Source organism: Burkholderia sp. WSM2232 (genome assembly GCF_000472545.1).
GTDB lineage: Bacteria > Pseudomonadota > Gammaproteobacteria > Burkholderiales > Burkholderiaceae > Paraburkholderia.
Genome location: NZ_AWZV01000005.1, coordinates 201,387 through 222,907 on the forward strand (window position 1 = coordinate 201,387; position 21,521 = coordinate 222,907).

Annotated in this window: 18 protein-coding genes and 1 pseudogene; 6 read left to right on the forward strand and 13 right to left on the reverse strand. The window is 59.8% G+C overall.

What is annotated here, in order from left to right; translation table 11 throughout:
- The first annotated feature begins 47 nt into the window (after positions 1-47).
- The 4 genes from F757_RS0105030 to F757_RS0105045 all read left to right on the forward strand — a co-directional run bounded on the left by F757_RS0105030 (position 48) and on the right by F757_RS0105045 (position 4,469).
- On the forward strand, positions 48-995 hold the full coding sequence (locus F757_RS0105030; RefSeq protein WP_027210461.1) for an ABC transporter substrate-binding protein: 948 nt from the start codon (positions 48-50) through the stop codon (positions 993-995).
- A 77-nt stretch (positions 996-1,072) separates the two neighbouring features.
- Positions 1,073-2,089: an aldo/keto reductase gene (locus F757_RS0105035; protein ID WP_027210462.1), complete on the forward strand. Its 1,017-nt coding sequence runs from the start codon at positions 1,073-1,075 to the stop codon at positions 2,087-2,089.
- Positions 2,090-2,275: 186 nt separating this feature from the next.
- Positions 2,276-3,283 carry a zinc-binding alcohol dehydrogenase family protein gene (locus F757_RS0105040; protein WP_027210463.1) on the forward strand — a complete coding sequence of 336 codons (1,008 nt, stop codon included), beginning with the start codon at positions 2,276-2,278 and terminating at the stop codon, positions 3,281-3,283.
- Between the two features lie 25 nt (positions 3,284-3,308).
- On the forward strand, positions 3,309-4,469 hold the full coding sequence (locus F757_RS0105045) for a D-mannonate oxidoreductase (RefSeq protein ID WP_027210464.1): 1,161 nt from the start codon (positions 3,309-3,311) through the stop codon (positions 4,467-4,469).
- 83 nt (positions 4,470-4,552) lie between these two features.
- Here the strand turns inward: F757_RS0105045 and F757_RS0105050 are convergent, their stop codons facing one another.
- Entirely contained in the window at positions 4,553-5,017 is a 465-nt protein-coding gene (locus F757_RS0105050) for a winged helix-turn-helix transcriptional regulator (RefSeq protein WP_027210465.1), read from the reverse strand.
- 156 nt (positions 5,018-5,173) lie between these two features.
- Between F757_RS0105050 and F757_RS0105055 the strand changes: the two genes are divergently transcribed.
- Positions 5,174-6,349: an MFS transporter gene (locus tag F757_RS0105055; RefSeq protein ID WP_198021346.1), complete on the forward strand. Its 1,176-nt coding sequence runs from the start codon at positions 5,174-5,176 to the stop codon at positions 6,347-6,349.
- 48 nt (positions 6,350-6,397) lie between these two features.
- Positions 6,398-6,484 (forward strand): annotated as a pseudogene (locus tag F757_RS34880) (AsnC family transcriptional regulator); the annotation flags it as partial.
- Positions 6,485-6,535: 51 nt separating this feature from the next.
- Here the strand turns inward: F757_RS34880 and F757_RS0105060 are convergent.
- The 12 genes from F757_RS0105060 to F757_RS0105115 all read right to left on the reverse strand — a co-directional run bounded on the left by F757_RS0105060 (position 6,536) and on the right by F757_RS0105115 (position 21,365).
- Positions 6,536-6,859, reverse strand: a complete 324-nt coding sequence (locus F757_RS0105060) for an H-NS histone family protein (protein ID WP_027210467.1) — start codon at positions 6,857-6,859, stop codon at positions 6,536-6,538.
- 44 nt (positions 6,860-6,903) lie between these two features.
- Complete coding sequence (locus F757_RS0105065; protein WP_027210468.1) at positions 6,904-8,238, reverse strand: glycoside hydrolase family 71 protein; 1,335 nt, start codon at positions 8,236-8,238, stop codon at positions 6,904-6,906.
- 29 nt (positions 8,239-8,267) lie between these two features.
- Positions 8,268-9,521 (reverse strand): hypothetical protein, encoded by a 1,254-nt coding sequence (locus tag F757_RS0105070; protein ID WP_027210469.1) that lies wholly within the window; start codon positions 9,519-9,521, stop codon positions 8,268-8,270.
- Entirely contained in the window at positions 9,518-10,696 is a 1,179-nt protein-coding gene (locus F757_RS0105075) for a glycosyltransferase (RefSeq protein ID WP_027210470.1), read from the reverse strand. The genes F757_RS0105070 and F757_RS0105075 overlap by 4 nt, the downstream gene beginning before the upstream one ends.
- Positions 10,635-11,750 carry a polysaccharide pyruvyl transferase family protein gene (locus F757_RS0105080; protein WP_027210471.1) on the reverse strand — a complete coding sequence of 372 codons (1,116 nt, stop codon included), beginning with the start codon at positions 11,748-11,750 and terminating at the stop codon, positions 10,635-10,637. Before F757_RS0105080 ends, F757_RS0105075 begins: the two co-directional genes overlap by 62 nt.
- A complete protein-coding gene (locus tag F757_RS0105085) occupies positions 11,737-12,813 on the reverse strand; it encodes a glycosyltransferase (RefSeq protein WP_027210472.1) in 1,077 nt (358 codons plus the stop codon). Before F757_RS0105085 ends, F757_RS0105080 begins: the two co-directional genes overlap by 14 nt.
- Positions 12,814-12,957: 144 nt before the next feature.
- Positions 12,958-15,186 carry a polysaccharide biosynthesis tyrosine autokinase gene (locus F757_RS0105090; RefSeq protein ID WP_027210473.1) on the reverse strand — a complete coding sequence of 743 codons (2,229 nt, stop codon included), beginning with the start codon at positions 15,184-15,186 and terminating at the stop codon, positions 12,958-12,960.
- Between the two features lie 15 nt (positions 15,187-15,201).
- Complete coding sequence (locus F757_RS0105095) at positions 15,202-15,639, reverse strand: low molecular weight protein-tyrosine-phosphatase (RefSeq protein WP_027210474.1); 438 nt, start codon at positions 15,637-15,639, stop codon at positions 15,202-15,204.
- Entirely contained in the window at positions 15,636-16,808 is a 1,173-nt protein-coding gene (locus F757_RS0105100; protein ID WP_027210475.1) for a polysaccharide biosynthesis/export family protein, read from the reverse strand. Before F757_RS0105100 ends, F757_RS0105095 begins: the two co-directional genes overlap by 4 nt.
- 62 nt (positions 16,809-16,870) lie before the next feature.
- Complete coding sequence (locus F757_RS0105105) at positions 16,871-18,253, reverse strand: undecaprenyl-phosphate glucose phosphotransferase (protein ID WP_027210476.1); 1,383 nt, start codon at positions 18,251-18,253, stop codon at positions 16,871-16,873.
- 563 nt (positions 18,254-18,816) lie between these two features.
- Positions 18,817-20,301, reverse strand: a complete 1,485-nt coding sequence (locus F757_RS0105110; protein WP_027210477.1) for a hypothetical protein — start codon at positions 20,299-20,301, stop codon at positions 18,817-18,819.
- Positions 20,298-21,365: an acyltransferase family protein gene (locus F757_RS0105115; protein WP_027210478.1), complete on the reverse strand. Its 1,068-nt coding sequence runs from the start codon at positions 21,363-21,365 to the stop codon at positions 20,298-20,300. The genes F757_RS0105110 and F757_RS0105115 overlap by 4 nt, the downstream gene beginning before the upstream one ends.
- Between the last annotated feature and the right edge of the window lie 156 nt (positions 21,366-21,521).

Sequence of the window (21,521 nt, forward strand, 5' to 3'; positions counted from 1 at the left end):
GGAACTGCGTGGCAAAAAACCGCAAACCACAATCAAAGGAGTGAGACATGAAAAAGCTAACCATCCTGAGCGCAGCCGTCGCGATGTGCGCGATGTTCAGCGCGTATGCAGAGGCTGCCGGCGGCGAAATTGCCGTGATCGTCAAGACGGCGAACTCCAACTACTGGCAGAACGTGCAGAAAGGCGCCACCGCCGCGATGGCCGATGCCAAGGGCTACACGATGACGTTCCAGGGTCCGGCGGCCGAATCCGCCATCGCCGATGAAGTCAACATGGTCGAGAACGCAGTGAACCGGCACGTTGCTGGCATTGTGCTCGCGCCGTCCGATCCGGACGCCCTCGTCCCGGCAATGAAGAAAGCATGGGAGGCGCACATTCCCGTGGTGCTGATCGATTCGACCGTCTCCGACGCGGGCAAGCAGTACTACCAGTCGTTCCTGTCGACCGACAACGCAAAAGCGGGCGAACTCTGCGCAAAGGCGATGATCGACCGCGTGGGACAGACGGGAAAGATTGCCGTCATGTCGTACGTGCCGGGCGCGGGCTCCGAGATCGGCCGCGTCGGCGGGTTTCGCAAATACATCGCCGCGCATTCGAAGCTTCAGATCGTAGGCCCGTTCTATTCGCAGTCGCAGATGGCGAACGCGTTGAACCAGACCACCGACGTGCTCTCCGCGAACCCTGACCTCAAAGGCATTTTCGGCGCGAACGAACCGACTGCCGTCGGCATGGGGCGCGCTTTGCAACAGTCTGGCAAGGGCGGCAAGGTGATCGCAATCGGCTTCGACGGCAACCAGGACCTGCAAGGCTTCGTGCGCGACGGCACGATCCAGGCAATCGCGGTGCAAAGCTCGTATCAGATGGGCTACAAGGGTATTCAGACGCTGGTCAACGTCATCGAGCGTAAGCCCGTAGCCAAACAGGTGGACACCGGTGTGTTGCTGGTCGAGAAGCAGAACCTCGATTCGTCCGAAGCAAAGAACGTCCTCTATTGAAGAACGGGCGCGCGACGGCCGCCAGTCAGCACAGCAACGGCCGTTTGCCCCAATCTTTTCTCAGCACCGGATCTTCGATGAAAGCAACTGAAACGCACGCACTGCCAGGCAGCGGACTGACGCTCACCACGCTAGGGCTCGGCTGTTCGCAACTGGGCGGGCTCTACCGGCCGATGGCGACGGCGGATGCCAATGCGCTGGTCGACGGGGCGTGGGACGCCGGCATCCGTTACTTCGACACGGCGCCGTTCTACGGCTATACGCTGTCGGAGCGACGCCTCGGGCAGTCGCTCCAGGCACGCGAGCGCCATGCTTATGTTCTCAGCACCAAGGTCGGGCGTTTGATGCGGACCGACGACACGGTTCGGCCAGGCGACGACGGATGGGCGCAGCCCCTGCCCTTCCGACCTCATTACGACTATAGCTTCGACGGCATCATGCGCTCGTACGAGGACAGCCAGCAGCGTCTTGGCATGCACACGATCGACGTGCTGTACGTGCACGACATCGGCACTGCCACGCATGGCGATGCGCACGCACGTTACTGGGAACAATTGACGCGCGGCGGCGGATTTCGCGCGCTTGCGCAACTGCGCGATGCGGGAGCCGTCTCGGCGATCGGACTGGGCGTCAACGAATGGCAAGTCGCCGCGGACTCGATGCAGGAAGCGGATCTTGACCTCGTGATGCTGGCAGGCCGCTATACGTTGCTCGAACAGCAAGCCCTCGCGCCGTTGCTTGATCGATGCATTGGCACGCGCACGCGCATCGTCGCCGCGGGCGTCTTCAATTCCGGCGTGCTGGCGGGCAACGGCAAATTCAACTATGGCGACGCGCCTCCCGACGTGGCGCGCAAAGTCGCCCGCCTCGCCGATGCCTGCGCGCGCTTCGATGTCCAGCTCCCCGCAGCGGCGCTTCAGTTTCCGCTCGCGCATCCCGCCGTTGTTTCGTGCGTGGTGGGCGCGCGCAGCATCGACCAGTTGCAGAGAAACATGACGTGGCTCGAAGCGCCTATTCCGCGGCAGCTTTGGCACGCGTTGCAACGCGACGGCCTGCTCGACGAAGCGTCACCTGTGCCGGAGGGCTACGCGTGACGTCGAGGGAAACGCGGCATGCCGCGACACGCGAGTTCGCCGCTTTGCCGAAGGTCGCTTGCTGCCGCGTTTGTGCACGCAAGCCGGTGCCGTGCATGACGTGGCTGCCGTCGAGCCCTACTCGCAGTTTCTACTCCATCGATCGGCCGTCCGGCGATCGACCAGCCCTATCTTGAGGACGTCACCATGCTCAGCGTTATCTGCGAATCGCCCGGCGTATTGCGCCACCAGGACAGCACACCGCCTCGCCGCGCACCCGGCGAAGTGCTGCTGCGCGTCAGCCGCGTGGGAATCTGCGGAACCGACATGCATATTTACACTGGGAATCAGCCGTACCTGCAGTATCCGCGCGTGATGGGGCACGAGTTGTCCGCCATCGTCGCCGAAGCCGAACCCGGCGCACACGTCACACCCGGCGACGCTGTCTACGTGATGCCGTATCTGTCGTGCGGAACGTGCATAGCGTGCAGGCAGGGCAAGACGAACTGTTGCGTCAACATCAAGGTGCTCGGCGTGCATCGCGACGGAGCGTTGACCGAGTATCTATCCGTGCCCGCGCAGTTCGTGCACAAGGCCGAAGGCGTGACGCTGGACCAGGCGGCGATGCTCGAATTCCTCGCGATCGGCGCACACGCCGTTCGACGCGCCGATGTGTCGGCCGGCCAGCGCGTTCTCGTCGTAGGTGCGGGCCCCATCGGTATGGCGGCGATGTTGTTCGCCAAGCTGCGCGGCGCGGTCGTCACCTGCCTCGATACGCGCGCCGACCGTCTCGCGTTCTGCGCGGAGCACATCGGCGTGTCGACGGTGACAATCGGACCGGCCGACTCCGCCGAGCTGTCGGCGCTGACGGACGGCGAGTTCTTCGACGTGGTCTTCGACGCGACCGGCAACATCAAGGCGATGAATCGCGGCTTCGAGTTCATTGCGCACGGCGGCAAGTACGTACTGATCTCCATTGTGCCGGGCGAAGTCACGTTCTCCGATCCCGAGTTCCATAAGCGCGAAGCGACGCTGCTCGGCAGTCGCAACGCCACCGCGCAAGACTTCGAAACCGTGCTGGAGGCGATGCGCGCGGGCCGCATTCCCGACAAGGCGTTGAACACTCACCGGATGAGTCTTGCCGACGTGCCTACCGAATTTCCAAAGCTGATGGAGCCGGGACAGACCGTCGTCAAAGCGCTGGTCGAATGCTAAGACGCAACCGCCGGAGCAGTTCGAGATGACTCAACCGATCCTTCAATTCGGCACCAGCCGCTTCCTTCAGGCCCATGTCGCGCTGTTTGTCTCGCAAGCCTTGGAGCGCGGCGACGCGCTCGGCGGCATCAGCGTCGTGCAGACGACCAGCAACCCCGCGAGCGAAGCGCGCATTGCGGCGCTGAACCGCCAGGGCAGTTATCCGGTCATGATTCGTGGCAGACAGGACGGCGAGATCGTCGACAAGGTCATTCAATGTCGCGCCGTACAAGCAGCATGGATTGCCGAGCGCGACTGGGCGACAATCCGCGATGCCGCGATACACGACGTACGGGTGATCGTGTCGAATACCGGCGATGCAGGCTACCGGCTCGACGAGCGCGACTCGGCCACCCTGCTCGCTCAGCCGGAACAGGTGCCGCGCAGCTTTCCCGCCAAGCTGCTGGCCTTGCTGCACGCGCGATGGAGCGCACGTCCGGACAGCGGCGTCACTCTGCTCCCGTGTGAACTCGTCACGCGCAACGCCGACACGCTGCGCGATCTGGTGATCGGCCTCGCGAAGGACTGGCAGCAGCCCGCGCCGTTGCTCGACTATCTGTCACAGCAATGTATATGGGTGAACTCGCTCGTCGACCGGATCGTATCCGAACCGTTGCAGCCTGTGGGCGCCGTGGCCGAACCGTACGCGTTGTGGGCCATCGAGCGACGCAAGGGCATGGAGTTGCCCTGCCTGCACGAAGACATTGTGGTTACCGACGACTTGCGCAGCTACGAGCAGCAGAAGCTGTTCTTCCTCAATCTGGGGCATACGTGGCTTGCCGATCAATGGCTCGCTCAAGGCCGAAGCGCCACCGAAACGGTCGCCGATGCGATGAACGATGCGGCGCTGCGAGAGAGCCTGGAGGCCGTCTGGACGCAAGAAGTGTTGCCTGTGTTCGACGCAATGGGTTTGCGCGAGCGCGCCGAGGCTTACGTCGCGAGCGTGCGTGAGCGGTTCCTCAATCCGTATCTCGATCACCGCCTGTCGGACATTGCCGGCAATCATGTGGAGAAGGTTCGGCGGCGCATCGTCCCGCTTATCGAGTTGGCCGATTCGATGGCCGTTGCGTCCACACCCAATCTTTTGCGCGACCTGGTTGCGCGGCACGGAGTGGCAATGCCGCAACGGACAGTGAATGCGCGGTGAGATCAGTGCTACAGATCGTCCAGCTGCAGCGCCGGCATCGCATTCGGAGCCGGCGCGCAAGCAGTCAAGACAGTTCGAGCTGGTTACTTCACCCTTTCCTGCTGGCTGTCCGCCTTCACCACCGTATCGATGCGTGAAACCACTCTTCCGTCGCTTGACCGCGGAGACATGAGCGGCAGTCGCCTGTTTGTGACGATGTCCACCCGCCTGGAACGCCGCTCGCCCCGAGAAAACAAGTATCGCTCGCCCCACTGCTGAAGCGCGACGATTACCGCGAACAGACTCTCGCCCTTGGGGGTCAGCACATATTCCTGGTAGTTGGAGCCGTCCGATGCAGGACGCGTCGCTAGGATCTCCTCCTCGACCAGTCGAGCGAGCCGACCTGAGAGGATATTGCGCGCCACGCCCAGATTGCGCTGAAAGTCCCCGAAGCGATGCACGCCGTCAAATACATCACGAAGAATCATCAACGACCATTTGTCGCCGATCACGTCAACAGACCTTGCCACAGGGCAGGTTCGTGGGAGCATCGGTTTGTCATGGGGCATGGCTTGCTCACTTCAATCAACTGGTTGCATTTTAAAACTACGTGTTCTAGCATTCAACTAGTTTTAATTTGAAACTACGTTATGGATACCTGCTCTCACGCAGTGCCTTCTGCCTGCACGGCCGGCAACACCAACTCAGACAGCCCGTCTCGGTGTATGCCTCGTTCACTTCTCGGGCTCTTTGCTACAGCGAGCGGGCTCAGTGTCGCCAACGTCTATTACGCGCAACCCCTGCTCGACGCCATGTCGCATGACTTCGGCATTGCTCGCGCTGCAATCGGCGGTGTGGTCACTGCCACACAGGCTGGGTGTGCGCTTGCGCTGTTGTTGATCGTGCCACTCGGCGACAGCCTCGAACGCAGGCGGCTTATGCTTGCACAACTCCTGGTGCTCGTGGGTGCGCTCCTCGCGGTGGCAGTCGCCCGCACGCCCGCGGCCCTGCTCGCGGCGATGCTCTGCGTCGGGATGCTGGGAACCGCCATGACGCAAGGCTTGATCGCGTACGCAGCGAGCGCTGCGCCCAGTCACGAGCGGGGTCGGGTGGTCGGCGCAGCAGGCAGCGGTGTCTTCGTGGGCCTCTTGCTCGCCCGCGTATTCGCCGGTGCGGTAAGCGACGTAACCGGTTGGCGTGGAGTCTATGGAGCGTCCGCAGCGATGATGCTTGTCCTCGGAATCGCGTTATGGGCGCGGCTGCCCCGGTTACCGGCAACACGCGACGAGCGCAGCTATGTAAGCCTTCTCGTGTCAATGCTGGGTCTGTTGCGCTCCGAACGGGTGCTGCACATTCGCGGAGTGCTGGCGCTTCTGATGTTCGCGGCGCTGAACATTTTCTGGAGCGCGCTGGTGTTGCCTTTGAGCGCCCCTCCGTTCAATTTTTCTCATACGCAAATCGGTGCGTTCGGCGTGGTTGGCGCGTGCGGTGCATTCGCCGCAGCACGCGCCGGTCGTTGGGCCGACAAGGGTTATGAAAAACGCACCAGTGCTGGCGCGCTGGGGCTATTACTTCTGGCCTGGCTGCCCGCGGCGCAACTTCATCCTACCGGCTACGGTCTCGCGGCATTGATCGCCGGGATCGTGCTGCTGGATCTTGGCGGCCAGGCGCTGCACGTGACAAATCAGAGTTTGATCCTGCGCGGAAAATCCGCAAGTAGCCGCCTGATCGGGTTGTATATGCTTTTCTATGCAATCGGCAGCGGGCTCGGAGCGATGAGCACGACATTCGTCTACGCCCATGCAGGATGGCAAGGCGTGTGTCTGCTCGGAGCGGGGGTGAGCTTCGCCGCCTGTCTATTCTGGGTGGCGACACTACATTTGGTGCCGCAGCAAGGTTGAAACTCCCCCCTTTTACTGTCAATCTCCCATTCCGGGAACACTTGGAGCATGAACGCCGTGACTCGGAAGCTGGACCGGATCGACATCGCCGTTCTCAATGAACTGCAGCAGAACGCTCGCATAACGAACGCCGAAGTCGCCCGCGAAGCCCGCCCTCTTCCCAACGCCACCCGGCCGCGCTCCTCCTCACGAGGAGCGGACCCGGAACCTGTCGATGTCCTTGTTGCCCGAAATCCATTTCGGACGTCGGCCGCGGCCGCTCCATGTATCGCCTGTTTCCGGATTCCTGTACCGTATAGGCCGATTCGCTTTCGGCGCAGCCCGGCGAGGCTTCCTCAGTCCGCCCCGCAGTTCCTCGAGCGTGATGTTATAAGCCGCCATCTTCGATTTGATTGCTGCAATTACCTGCACTTTCTCGGCCACCTTATGAACGCGGATGGTGTTCTCGATATCCGCGAGTTGCGCCTGCAGAATTTCCCGCTGCGTTTTGAGCGTTTCGAGGTCTTGCATGGTGGGTGCCCCTTCTGATTTGTTGTTCACTGCCTGCCCGGCCGTCACAGACTTCCACTGAAATAGTTGAACGCACTGCTAAAGTCCGTTTTCGTGATCGCGGCTTCGCCGGTCTTTTGCAGCACGACCGCATTGTTTCTGACGAGCTCGAAAACGGGCCGCCCCGGCGCCGACGGCAAGCTGACCTCGTTCACTCCCTCGACAAGGTCGAAAACAGACCTACTTGCACCACATGTCACCGTCAGCGTCGCGCGTCGTGTCATGAATGCGGTGACATGGATTTGCGCGGTCAACGCAGTGGCCGCTCGGGGCGGCACCGCAGACGGATCCGTCATTGCTCTCGCCAGGTCTGTCGCCAGATCGACCGGATGCAAACGATAGAAGTAATAAAGCGCGTCGTTTTCAATCGCCGGACGCGTCCCTGTCTTGAACCACTGGATGTAATACCGGCTCGCATCGAGATACGCAGTGTGATTCAGAAGTTCTCCGAATCTCGGGTCATACACGTGCGCTTTCACTGCCGACCCAATCGGCGCAACATAGGTCGACTCGGCCCAATCGTTCCATGTCACGATCTGCACCCAGTTAGCACCGGAGTCGATGGCCGCTCGCCACTCCTTTGCCATGCCGCTGAAACCGCCCGTCTCGAACGCACGATAGTTGGTGCCGCTGGAAAGGCCCCGGTAGTACGGAGTCACGCTCGTCATGAACGTCTTGCCGATACGCTTGAACGTCGACGAGAGAAGCGTGGTGGAGCGCGCCACAGCGTCGGGCGGTGCAGCCGCGCCGAAGTAGAAATAGCCGTCCGCGGAAGTGGACCTGGCGGCAATCTCGGCGGCCTGTTCTTCGCCTATCGTTGCTTCTCCGCTACTTGGCGAGAAGTGCGGGATAAACCACGCGCCGAGGCCGTTCACCTGGCGCATCAACGTCTCGCAACGCCCGGAGTCCCTGCCGCCCAGTCCGTAAGCCGACACAACGGTTTTGCCGTCCTGTTTCAACTGGGCTTTCTGTGCGCTGGTCGTGCGGACGATATCGGCAAACTCGTCCTGCGCTTTGCCATCCGCTGACACGAATAGTTTGAACGCGCCGCCAAAACGCTCGGCCGCCCGGTACATTTGCAGCACGCGCGCTTTGTACAGCGGCTCACTGACGCTCCAGCCCCCGCAATTCAGCGCGAAGCCGTCAATGCCGCGAGCCATCGCCTCACGGAATTCCGCGGCATAGTCCTCTACACTCGCGTTCGGGCCGCCCTTGGGCCACGCCACCATGTAGTGCGCGAACACATAGCGCATCGCTGAGGGCTGGGCGTGCACGGACGCCATCCGGCCCGGCAGCATCGCCGTGAGCGCCAACCCCTTGAGCAAGTTTCGACGATTCATGCGCTTCACCGTTATGCAGACGTTTTCATTTATGCGCAAGCCGCCGCGGGTTTGGCGCGAATTCTGCTCGACAACGCAAGCACGATGGCGCCGGCGAGTGCAATGCCCGACGTCGCGCCAATGAGCCCAAACACATACGACAGTGCCGACACGAAAAGAAGCGACGCTCCCACTTCCAACGACGAAATTCTCACAAACGAGCGCCTGTCGATCGCGAACACATGTAAGGAGAAAATCCTGCAAACGAAAATGACTCCGGCTCCAAGAAATGCCGCAAACAGGAAGCCAAACTGCGAGGCGGATCCGCCGAGCAAACCAGTTGGAAAGAGATGGATGCGCAGCGCAACCCAACTGCTCAACGTCAACAACGCTATGGCGATGGCCGATCCCGCGAGCGCAGCAGCAGCGCGCATGCGAAGCAACGGCGCAATCGCGCGGGCCAGCTTGCCGCTCACGACGAGCGCAAATGCCTGACCGCTGTTGAACGCGAGATTGTGCACACTCTTGACGCCGCGGTAGAGCGCAGCGGCAGACGGCCCCAGAATGAACGTGACAATCATGATGTCCGCGTGTTTCGCGCCTGAGAAGATTGCATTCGAATACCAACTGCCCAGAATTTCCTTGCGATTCTCGCTGAGGAACTCGCGATAGCGAAAGGTCCATGGATTAAAGCGCTCGGCGTTCGGATAGGAGGCGAAGTCCGCAGGGCGCGCATTGCCGCCGCGCGCCGTCGCCAGATAGGCCAGCAGCAGCATCGCGCCATACGCGGCTTCGACAAGCAGCAGGAAGTCGGGCAGCATAGGCCTGAGATCCTGCATAGCGATCACCAACAGCACGACGCCGACGCGGCTCAATGCGGAGATTGTCGAGATCGCGCATACCAATCCGCTGCGTCCATAGAGCCGGAGCACGCCGAGCGAAAAGTGCGAAAGACCATAGCATGCGGGCGCGGCAATCAGCGTCCAGACATAATGCGGCTCTGCGAACAGGCCGGTTCGCGCGAGCCATCCGGCAAGCGAAGCGAAAACGATAGTAGAACCGGTTGCGCTCGCGAAATCGAGGAAGATCAGCGTCGACACGCGCGAGCGAATCCGGTCCACCGTGAAGATGCGCGGCGACCCGAAATTGAACAAGTCGATAGTCACATAAAAGAATGCGAGTAGCGCGTACGATTTGCCGAGCCAGTCGGGATCCAGATGACGCAACGCCACCGCAACCGCAATGAAGTTGCCGAGCGCGGGCAACGCGGACGCAAGCACCACATAGAGAAAGTCCTTTTTCATCGCTGCGAGACCGCCTTGAGTTCATCGCAATAGATCTGATATTGCTCCTGCAGTGTCGAGAACTGAAACTTTCGCGCGATTGCCCGCTGTCTGTCCGCCTCGCTTCGCCTCAATGCCGAATCTGTAGCCAGGCGTTCAATTCGTTCACACAATGTGCGGACATCGCCCGGTTCGATAAGGCTCTGCTCGTCCAGAACCTCGCCGATTCCGCCTACTCGCGTTGCAATGACAGGAACACCGAGTGCCATTGACTCAAGCATCGCGCGCGGCATGCCCTCCTGAAATGAGGGCAACACGAAGAGCGCGTGTTGCGCTACGCGTTCGCGCACTTCATCCCCGTCCATTGCACCGGCGAAATGGACCGCGTCCGCCACGCCTTCTTCCTGCGCGAGGCGCTCGAAGCGCTCGCGCAGCGCGCCGTCGCCGATCAGGGTGAGACGCACGTCGAGCTTGCCTGCTCGCAACCGGGCAATGGCGCGTATCAACGGGTCATGCCCTTTGCTTTCGTTGTGCATCATCGCGACATTGACGATGCGAAAGCCAGTCTGCTCGCCGACTGTGGCTGAGGGCGCCCGCTCGAACATCGCATCCGGCAGATACACATCGCTGAACCCGAACGTGCGGTCCAGCCTCAGCGGTGGATAGTGCTGCTGCAATGAGCGCGCCGTTACATACCGCACGGTTTGCGCCCGGCGAACCGCGTGTTGGGTGGCCCAGCAATGTACGCTGCGAGCGATACGTCTTAATGGATGGCGCGACGCCGCGTCGCTGAAATAGTCCGCCGGATCCGCGACCACTTCCGCGGAAAAAGGCTTTCCCGTCAGCTTGCAAATCATCATGGCAAGCATGGCGATATTCCCTGGAAAACGGATCAGCAACACATCCGCGTGTCTGACGACGCGATAGAGGCGTTGCAGCAAGCGTGGAATGCCGAGAACGAGCGCGCCCGCACCGCGATTGGCACCCAGATCGACGAACGCGGCCTGCGCGCCGGTCACCCTTTTTCCCAGCGCTTTCGAAGTGGGGAAAGAACGCGCGGCAATGTTGACTTCGTCAAAGCTCTGCGTGAACCTCACGGCAAATTGCTCGTAGCCCATATGCGGGCTATAGATCTCAGTTCCGACGCGCGAGAAGTTTCCGTCCATCAGCAAAGTGATCGAAGCGTTGCACTTCATGTTTGATGTACTCCACCAGTTCGTCGTAACGGTTTGCCGAGGCCTTGTCGAGGCTGTTCCAGAAGGGCGACGGATCGTTTCGCAGACTATCCACCACGTCCGCCACCTTTTGCGGGTCGAAGTCTCCCGCATGAAACACGTAATCGTCTATCCCGAGATCGCTATAGGCAGCGTGCCCCTTGCGCTCATACGAGAGATGCACGCTCGGCACGCCCGCCAGCACGCTTTCCAGACTGCCGTGCAGCCGTACCGATACGATGATGGCGTCGCGCCGGCGCACAATATCGCGCAGCAAGGTGCTGCATTCCACTCCGAAGGTGCGCCGATAAAATACGTCGTCGCTATTGCCGCGGCCGGAACTTTGCAGTGCAAATTCAGCGTCTGGAATCAGTTCGACAAGGCGTTTGATGTTCTTTAGATAGACATCGGAATACGGCTTGCCACTCAGGTCGCGAAACACGAAGAACACCTTGCGGCGCGCCTGCGCGGTCAGCGCAGTGACGGGAATCTGCAGATTCTTGCCGATTTCCAGCACGACGAGATCGCCGGTTCGCACACCTTTGCGGTGTTGCAGTTCCTCGCCGCTCTTGTCATCGCGAAGAAAAATAGTGTCGACGTGCCGGCGAATCAGCGCCCTGAGCACGAAACCGGAGAGCCCCCGGAATGGACCGACGCTTTGCGGCAAATAGACCGTTGTGCTGCTGCGGCCGCCGAATGCGGTACCGGCAATTTGCGTACCGTGTGCGATCAGCGCCTTCCACCCTTCGCTCAACGTGCCAGACCTGAGATAGCCGCCGCCCACGCCAAAGAATATCGCTGGGCGCACTGAGCCGATACGTCGCACGATTCGCGACACGAATTGGGGAAGTGAGACGAGCTCCACGTTGTTGTCGTCGAGATAGCCTGCGAACGCTGCCTTGTCCAGACAGACGACGGTAATGGGAGCCCGTATGCCAGCAGCGCGAATCGCGCGCAGACTCAGCTTCACCAGCAAGCCATCTCCGCTATTGCGCGGACTGTACGCATGCAACAGGAAGACCTCAGGCGTTCTCATAGCAGCTCATTAGTGATTTGAAGAAACGGTCGGCTCGGAAAGCGTGGTCAAACACATGCCGTGCGTTGGCGCCCATGCGGCGACATTCGTCGAGAGACAACGCGTTGAGTTGATCGGCGAGACACGCTCCGCTCAACTCCCGCAACATCAGCCCGTTGTAGCCGTGAATGACCTGCTCCGGCAACGAACCCTCGCTGGATACAACCAGCACCTTTCCGGCCCGCATGGCCTCGATAGGAACCAGCGCAAGACCTTCCCACCGCGAGGGCACGACGATCACATCCATATCCAGCATGGCACGGCGCGTCTCGTCGGGGCCCACCCAGCCGTGATAGGTCACGCGCGGGTCGTTGGAGCGGACATTCACGCCGCCTCGAACCGCCGTGCCGAACACGTGGACGTGCAGCCCTTCTCTCAGTAGCGGGATTGCATTGAGCAGAATGTCGAAGCCCTTCTGATAATCCAGTCTGCCGAAATAGCCGATATGGATGGTCGTCGCCGGGCTCACCGCCACTGCAGCGGCTTCGATGGAACGCTCGCTCAACGCGTCCGACGCGATGCCCGTATAGACGAGATCGATGTTATCCAGGCCGATGCGATGGCGCTTTGCAGCTCGAACCTCGTCAAACGACATACAAAGAATGCGCGTGCAGCGATTCGACAACGCGCGTTCCACAAACGCAAACGCGTGACGCATGGCCGGAGGAATGTCCCGCTTCATGAACGACCACGCGTGGGGCGTGTAGAGAACTCTTTCATTACGGAAGCGATTCAATCGCACGTACAAGCCAGGAAAAGTGCTGTGACAATGAATGACGTCCGCATTCATGTCGGCGAGCACGTTCTTCAGCTTGTAGGCAATAGCGGGAATCAGAATCGGGTTACGGCTCGACCGATAGTGAACCACCATTATTCCGTCGACCCCAATATCGGCTAGCTTCAGGTTTCTTGGATCGCACAACAGCACGATCTCGTGCCCCATGTTTCGCTGCTCGATCATCAGCGCACGAACGTAATTCGCCACACCGCCGATCCATGTCTCAACCACATGTACGATCTTCATGTCGAACTCACCGAAGCAGAAGGGATAGTACGAACGCTTTCGCCTTTTCGGGGCGACCGCAGCCAACAGAAACGGGTAAAAGCCAACTGACCGGAATGCAGTGCAGCCCTCGCTCAAGCGCGAGAAAATGAGGCTGCGTCGGGGTCATTTCGTCAATTTGCGGTCATAGCGATACGCGACATAGCGATACGAGCCGTACTTCGAGCGATAACCGAACGCGCGTGCGTCGACCGCATTGAAGATCACGCCTTTCAGCGTTGCGTTCGCGCGCTGCAAATGCCGTGCGCTTTCGGTAAGCTCGCCGATCACCGTGCGCTGAAAACGTGCGATAAGGAACGTGGTGCCGGCATTGCTGGCGACAATGCCGGCGTCGGCAACGGCGAGTACCGGTGGCGCGTCGATCACCACCAGGTCGTAGCGCTCGCTCAGGCGCTCCATCAGCCGGCTCATGTTTTCGCTCATCAACAGTTCTGCCGCGTTCGGCGGGATGCTGCCGGTGGTGATCAGATCGAGTCCTTCCGCCACATCGCGCCGGATCACCTCGTCGAGCGTCGCCTCTGCCGACAGTACGTTCGACAGCCCCTTCCCCCGCGAAACGCCGAAGTACTGGTTGAGGTAGCCGCGCCTCATGTCGGCGTCAACGAGAATCACACGCTTGTCGCTGCTGGCCATGATGGCGGCCAGATTCGACGCGACGAACGATTTGCCGACCCCGGGACCCGGACCTGTGAGCAGGAGGCGATTATTGGGCGCGTCAAGCATGGCGAAACGCAATGCGGTACGCAGACTGCGCAAACTTTCAATGGAGGGTTCATCGGGTCGGGCGGCAGCGAGCAACGCGAGGCCCGAACGGCGAGTACGGATCGCTTCGTCCAGCGTGCGTTGCTCGGCCGAGTAAGGAATCGCACCGTAGACATTGAGGCCCGCATAGCGCTCGATATCCTGTACGTCCGTGATGCCGCCGTAAAAATGCTCACGTCCAAAGGCCGTTGCGACACCGATCATCAGGCCTGCGATCAACGCCAGCCCGATTACCAGAGGCTTTTTTGGTTGTATGGGTTCTTCCGGAACGCGTGCGGAATCGACCTGGCGAACATTGCCCACCTTGCCGGCGGACACCAGTTTCAATTGCTGCAGATTGTTCAGCGCGCCCAGGTAAACGTCGGTGTTCACCTGGACGTCACGCATCAACGCCACCGTGCCCTGCTCCAGATTAGGCAGTGACTTCATACGCCCGTCCACCGCCTGAAGTCGCGCTTTCATTGCAGCAATCTGCTGTTCGAGCGCGCGCACCGAAGGATGATCCGGCGAGTAGCCGCCGGACAGTTCAGCGCGCTTTTGCTGCAACGTCAACAGATTGGTCTGCCACGCGACCGTTTCCTGCAGAAGCGTTTGCGCTTCAAGCCCGAGATCGTACGTGCCCTTCGAGTTGCGAAAAGCGTTGTAGCGTTGCTCGGCCTGCTCGACGTCGTGTTTCAAGCCAGGCAGCAGACCCTCCAGAAACGCCGCCGACTTGTCGGCCTCGGCTGCTTTACGCTTGATGTTCTGCGCGACATACGCGCTGCCTAGCGAATTGAGGATCGCTGCAATCTGTTGCGGGTCCCTGCCACGCAGCGATGCGGTAATGATGTCGCTCTGCTTACCCTTCTGCTCCACGGTCAGCTTTTTTTGCAGGGCTTCCAGTGTCAGCAGCTTCGAGTATCGGGTGAGCGAAAATGCGGCGCCGGGCTTGCCGCTGATGTGCGAGACCAGCAGGCGGAATTGGCCAACGCTCTGGTTGGAAACGACCGGCTCCCCTACCACGCCTTCTATCGGCGAGTCGAGATCCGACTGCGTCACGCGGAACCGGTTGTTGTCCAGCAGTGTGAGCTTGAAGCGTTTTCCCACCAGATCGGACGGCACCTCGAACTGTTCTACTGAGATCGATTCGCCTCCCCAACAGAAACCGCCCATCCCAAACAGGCCCGGATTGGAAAGTGATTTATCGTGATCGGCGATCAGCCAGCCGATCAGCGGAAAACGGCGCGGCGCCGCGTCGATATAAAGACGAAGACCGTTCACGGCCTGATCGACCACTGCGCGCGACTGCAGAATCTCGACTTCTCCCTCTGCCTGCGTCTTGGTGTCGAAGAGCGAGGACACATCGCCAAGGAGCGACGTAGCGCTGGTCGGATTGTCTTCCTCCACCTGAATCATGATGTTGGCTTCGTAATTCGGGCGAGCCAGAAACGCGTACGCGACTCCGATCGCGAGAATCACTGCGCAAATACCGGCAATCAACCACCGGCTGCCGACCAGCACATCCACGTAACGGATCAGATCGGCATCCTCATCAACTGGATCGCCCACGGTCATGTCAATTCTATTATTCATCGTCTCAACGTCTCTTTAAGCGAGTGCCTTAATTCGCGATGTCCAGGATGCGGCACCACGAGCGATCAACTCGTAGACCCCGTAGAAATGCGAGAGCGGTTTTCGGTAAGGATCGGGAACATCGAAGTCTTGCGCGTCACCGAGCCGGAATACCTTCCCTCGGGCCGACGGATGCCTGCGCATGATTTCCTGCCTGTGTGCTTCCTCCATCGTCAGTATCAGGTCGCTCCCGCTGACCAGTGCAGCATTCAACTGGCGCGCACGATGCTGCGTGATGTCCAGTCCGTTTTCAGCGCAGACCTGAACAGCAGCAGGGTCCGCGGCATATCCGGCCAATGCGTCCAGTCCTGCCGATGCAACCGCGATTCCCTCGAGTTCACGGCGCAGCAGGTACTCGGCCATCGGGCTTCGACAAATATTGCCGACGCAAACCACCAGCATGCTTCTGATCATTTCCCGGCGATCGCTCCGTACAGTGCCGCATTGACCGCTGGCAGCAAGAGATTCAGCACGCGGCTAAAGCGCACCAAACCGTTACCGTCCACGTAGACGATGTCGTGCGGTTGCAGCGCGAACTGATTGGCGAGCACCATCGACACTGGCGACTTCGCGTCGAGGTGATAGACCTGTGGGCTTGCACTCAATGAGTCGCGTATTACATAGACTTCCGATGGATCGGCGGAATTGCTGTTGATGCTGCCGGCCTGCGAAATGGCCTCGCTAAGCGATAGCGTTCCGTCACGCATGGGAAGCGCCGTCGAAGGCTTCGACACTTCGCCCATCACGTACACGCCGCTGTCGTCGCGCGCACGCACGCGTAGCAGATCGCCGTCGCGCAAAATGATCTTCGCCGGATTGAAGCCGCCCTCGAACATGGAGGTCATGTCGAGCGGATAGGAGCGGCCGTCGCGAACGAGAACGAGCCGGCTTTGATCCGCTGTCGACGAGAAGCCCCCCGCGCGGCTCACTGCGTCATAAAGCGTCATGGGGATGTCGTTCAGCGGCTGCGCACCGGGCGCATGCACTTCACCGTCGACAAATACCTGTCTCGCCCGAAACGAAGCCATGCGCACCGTCACTTGCGGATTGAGAAATGCCTTCGTCAAACGCAGCGCGAGTTCCTGCTGAATCTGGTCCGTCGTCATTCCCGCTGCGTGCAGCGTTCCGGCATAAGGAAATTGCAGATTGCCGCGCTGGTCCACCACAAATCCTGGAACCGGGTCGGACGTGCGCGTCGCGGCCTGTCCAGGTGCACCTTGGGCAACGGCGATTTCCGGATGATCCCAAACCGTGATCTGCAGTACATCCCCCGCTCCAACTACATAGGGCGACGGTTTGCTGGACAGTTCGCGCACTGCCTGATCGATAACCTTGCTGCGAGTCACCCGCAACTGATGAATCAGCGTGGCGTCGATGTTGACGATCGGCACGGGTGCCGCTTCAGCGCGGGCCTGTGCATCATGAGAGACCGCGATGGTGGCGGGCTTGGCCATCTTCATTCCGGGCGCGGCCGCGCATCCAGCCAACGCAATCGGAAGCGCTACCGCTACGGCGTTGAACAGCGCGCCTCTCGACTGACGATTGCCCACTGCACCCGCAATCTGTTTATCCCGCTTCGGCATACATCCCCTTTGCAACACGTTTGATAGCAATTCACGCAGCCGCTCGCGCTTCACGCCGCTCTTTAGTACGCCTGATGCCCGGCGAAACCGCGCAGAATAGTGGCAACGACAATTCGCAGGTCCAATGCGAACGACCAATGACGCAGGTAATACAGATCGTGTTCGACCCGGGCGGCCATTTTCTCGACGCGTTCGGTCTCACCGCGGTGGCCGTTTACTTGCGCCCATCCGGTAATTCCCGGCTTGATGCGGTAGCGGTCCATGTAACCGCTAATCAGCGTTCGGTAGAGTTCGTCATGTTCGATCGCATGAGGACGCGGCCCAACCACCGACATTTCGCCGCGCAGCACATTGATGAACTGCGGCAATTCGTCGAGACTGGTACGACGCAGGAAGCGTCCAACCCGCGTGATGCGTGGATCGTCCCGCGTAGCCTGCTTGACCACGCCATGTTCGGGCGCGTGAACTCGCATCGACCTGAACTTGTAGATAGAGAACGTCCTGCCGTTCAGCCCTTTGCGGCGTTGCCGGAAAAAGACCGGACCCGGCGACGAACATTTCACGCATAGCGCAATGCCCAGCATCAATGGCGAGAGCGCGAGCAGCGCGAGCGCTGCGAACACGCGATCGAATACTTCCTTGCTGGTGATCGCCTCGCGCGGCAGCGCCACGGGTGACAGGCTGATTGCGGGCCGGCCGATGAACGCGAGTGCGCCTCCATGTTCCTGGACACCGAGCGCGTCCACGTCCGGCAGCAGGCGCAGGTCGGCCAGCGTGCCGCGCAGCCCGTCCACGCAGCGCTGCAGCGATGCTTCAGCTGTCATGGGCAATGCCAGCCAGACTTCCCGAATTGCGTTCGCCTCGATAGAATCGTGAACCCGCCTCAACGCGTCGATATCATGGTCGACGGCCGCCTGGTCTGCATCTGCACTGACCGCAGCCAGCTCCACGACGCCGACAACCTTGAAGCCTGCTGCAGCATTTGCTTCTGTGTCGCGCGATACGCGGTCGAAATAGCGTCCATAGCCAATAATCGAAACGTGCCGCAAGTCATGACCGGCGTGACGGTATCGGCGCAACATCGAATACACGGCCACTCGGGTGACTACCAGCAGTGCTGCGGTAACCAGTGTCCACACGAGCAGCCAGCGGCCGGACAAGGTGTGGATACCGCCGAGCAGAAACACGAGTGCAAACGCCAGCGCCTGAACCGAAAACCACGCAGCCACGACGCGCACAAACAGCGGCCGAAGCGGCCGCCCGCGCCACGACAGATAAATGGAATAGCCCGGAAATGCCATTGCAACGAGTGCCGCCACCATCACAGCGCTGAAGCAATGCAGCAGAGGATGCGGCACGGCCTCGCCGAAGCAGATTCGCGCTGCAATTGCAGCTCCCAGCAGTGTCATCGCGATATCGCAGAGTCGAGCAAGAACGATCTTCATCGGGCCTCTCCAGGTGGGCTGTAACCATGTCGGCGACTAAATTGATGCAGCACTGCTTGTCGTCCGTGAGTGCAACGAGAAGGCAAGGCGTGAAGTGATCTTCTCCAGATCGCGGCAATCATGCGCAACTCGCTTTATCGTTGCGCGTGCATGAATTACCGCTGGAATTCATTTGCACTTCGTTAATGCCGGATCGCCAAATGAAATGCAATTGCGTTTGATGAAACGGATCATATTCGCAGCAATGAACGCCAATTAATCCGCGTCCGATACGAACACAGTGTTGGCGGAAACGAGCAACTCGAAGAATGCCGCGTCATCGTGCTACATAGCGCTCCGCGTGCACTGATCGACGCGAGAGCGGCACCCGCATGAGAAGAGCGTAGCAGTACAGCGCCTGACCACGTGCACACGCACAGCGCGACGATGACAGTTTGGCGACGATCGCAGATGAGAAATCAGCGTGATAGGCTTATTACTGCTTCATTGCCCGCCACATCGCGCCATTTTTATGAATTGTTTTGCTGTCGTCAGCCTGTTTCGATGTGACGAATGGGCGTTAGTCACGGCTTTGCGCTAATAGCAATACCATGCATTCCGCGCGAAATAGAAGGCGGCCGTTTGCCACGAGGCCAGTTCAATGCAAAACCCATTGGCACACCAAACAGTACCACCCAGCGAACCACGTAGTAGACAAGCACATTAGAATCGAACAGAAAGAACAGGAACGGCAAAGGCCATAGTACTGTTCGAAGTGCAGTCCATCTCGACGAATGCCGTCCCACGCGGTTGAGCGTGACGAGAAGCCAGACGGGTATCGCAAACGAGAGCACGAATCCCGGCAAGCCGAAGTTGATCAGGAACTCGCCCGGCATGCCGAAGAGCAAGGTGGTCTTGTCCATCGTGCCGCGCTCAAGAGCCCGCACGATCTCGCTCTTTTCCTGTGCGAACGTGTCGGGCTTGTCGTGCCACAGTGCGCTCGGAACAATCGACGCGAGCGCGCCCACAAAACTGCGGCCCATTGCGAGTTCGTAGGCTGGTTTTTCTACTTCGTTAATCGCAACGGCCTGCACGTCGAAGCGCGACAGATCGCGAAACAGAAACGCACTCAGCGGTCCCATACTCACTTCCAGGTCGCGCTGTTCTGCAAAACGTTGTGGCAACCTGGCGAGATCCGAATAGCCGAGACCGAGCTTCAACGGAATGAGCAGAATGCCTGTCAGCGCCACGCCCATGCCGAAGGTGCGCGCCTTTCTCGCACTGATAGGTTTGACGAAGCCGTGGTAGATGAAGAGCGCAAACACGAGTACGAATACAATTCCCTGACGGCTGCCTGCAACGCCTGCAGAGAGCCACCCCAAGGCGCCCAGTTGCGCGAATGCAATCGTCGTAAAGAGAACATTTCGGCGCCTGCGCATGGTGAGACAAACGAACACCCAAAGCGGCGAGGTATTGGCGAAAGCCTGGATCACACCCAGCCCGCGAAACGGATCGTAGTCGGTGCCGTTGCTCTCCACGCGCGTGTTGTAGAGCTGGACCACATGCGAATAGCCACCGAGCTTCACGTACATGAATGCGAGCGCACACAGCGAAAGTGCTGCGAACAGATAGGCAAGCCCGCCTGCCCTCGCCGTTGTATCGGTGGGTGCTGTCCATTGGGTCAATGCTCTCCCGTTGATGTCCAGAGCAATCTTTGTCAGGGCAATTCCCGCGATACTCAACAGGTACCACGCGACCACAGGTGCGCTGTCCTGAGGAAACAGCTTCAGATAGATTTCGTCCCCAACCAGCAATTGCCAAAGCGGAAAGACGCCAAAAAAGAACAGGAGAAAGACGCGGAACCAGCGGACTGTCGGATTGCGCGGTTTGATCGACATAATGAGGGCGATCAGGACGCCGCTCAGAATGATAGTCAGCGTGTGCGCGCGTGCCGTATAAAGCACCACCAATGCTATGGCACTCACGGTTCCGGCAACTAGAGCAAGCCATAGTGCTTTCAGACTGCTCGGCGGCGCGGGCATGCGCCCGCTGGATTTAATCGTGATCATTGTGGCCACGTCCGGGTTGTCTTGGTCTGCTTTACCGCTTCATGTACCGTTTCGGACAGTCGTGCAGTACGTTTGCGCGAAGCGCTTTTGATCCATCGGTTCAGATTGACTTCCACGAGCGAGAAGCAGGCGTAGCCGGCTACCAATGCACTCGCAACGAGAACGACGACGCTAAGCACCGGATAGTTCTGGATGCCGCTCCTTTTCACAATCATGGCGGCAGCGGCGAGTGCGAAAGGATGGGCGAGATAGAGCGAATAAGATGCTGCGCCAATGGCCGTAGCAAGTCTGCCGGGAATCGTCTCGCACGCTCGGCGAACCAGCAGTTCCATCCTCACCAGGCCGGCAAAGATCATCATGAAGGGCAAGCCGTAACTGATCACTCGCGCATCGGCCGTGTTGGCAGGCGGCATGACACAAAGCGCGAGTATCCCGCCCGCCACCAGCGCGACGCTCAATGGCAGTGGTCGGGATTCTTCGCGCACGTAAAGATACGCGGCAATCCCCATGACAAACTCGAGCAGCAAAGGCGAAGTCACGAATTTCAATGTGGGATTCGCGGGACTCAGCAGCACGCCGCCTGCAACCAGAGCAAGCAACGCCGCACACGTGAACGCGAGACGCCGGCCCATTGGAAGGCTCAACGACGCGGCGAAGACAAGATAGAACAGAAACTCATAGCTCAACGTCCAGCCAGTCTGGATCAGGAACTTGTCGCCGGTCGGAATCAGGGTGAACGAATTGACGATGGTCGTCGTACCGCCGCTGCTGTTCACGACTGCGGGATTCACAAGATAGACAGCCAGCGCAACAAGCGACAACGTCCAGTACAGCGGGACGATTCTAAGTACTCGTGCCTTGACAAAACCGCGAGCGGTAACCTGCCGGTTCATCGTTACGTAGCACATGATGAAACCGGAAATAATGAAGAAAAGATCCACTCCCGATCCGCCGAACTCCCACGTTGCACCCGTGCCCGAGATCTGCCCCTGCTTGTGAATAGCGTGGCAGACAACGACAAGGACAGCCGCCAAGGCGCGCAATACCTGCACCGAATACAACATGTGAGCTCCCGACTGTCAGATGACGTTGATCGATTACCGCTGCTTCTCGCGGCACGGTCAGCGATTCAAGCGGTCGATGTTAGCACCGGCCTCGAATCAATTCCGTCATAACGTTTGGTGAAATCCGCCACATTTCTGCTGTTCGGGCTGCAATCA